The organism is Burkholderia sp. 9777_1386 (genome assembly GCF_015712265.1).
In the GTDB taxonomy this organism is placed as follows: Bacteria; Pseudomonadota; Gammaproteobacteria; order Burkholderiales; family Burkholderiaceae; genus Burkholderia; species Burkholderia cenocepacia.
Genome location: NZ_JACCQB010000160.1, coordinates 1 through 390 on the forward strand (window position 1 = coordinate 1; position 390 = coordinate 390).

The following is a 390-nucleotide window of genomic DNA, read 5'->3' on the forward strand; positions in this document are numbered from 1 at the left end:
GCATAGCACTGGCACTATTACCTTCCGCTGCTTTTGCTGCACCAGCCACTGAAGAAACGGTGATTGTTGAGGGTTCAGCCACAGCCCCAGATGATGGCGAAAATGATTACAACGTAACGTCTACCTCTGCGGGTACCAAAATGCAGATGACTCAACGTGATATTCCTCAGTCGGTCACTATTGTTAGCCAGCAGCGGATGGAAGATCAGCAGTTACAAACGCTGGGCGAAGTGATGGAAAACACGCTGGGGATCAGCAAAAGTCAGGCGGATTCCGATCGTGCTCTTTATTATTCCCGCGGATTCCAGATCGATAACTATATGGTTGATGGTATCCCCACCTATTTTGAATCGCGCTGGAATCTGGGCGACGCACTTTCTGATATGGCAC

At 49.5% G+C, this 390-nt stretch carries 1 protein-coding gene; it reads left to right on the forward strand.

Annotated features, from left to right (window positions below; all coding sequences use genetic code 11):
* A partial coding sequence (locus H0X91_RS34845) for a TonB-dependent receptor plug domain-containing protein (RefSeq protein ID WP_196433838.1) occupies positions 1 to 390 on the forward strand: 390 nt, incomplete at both ends.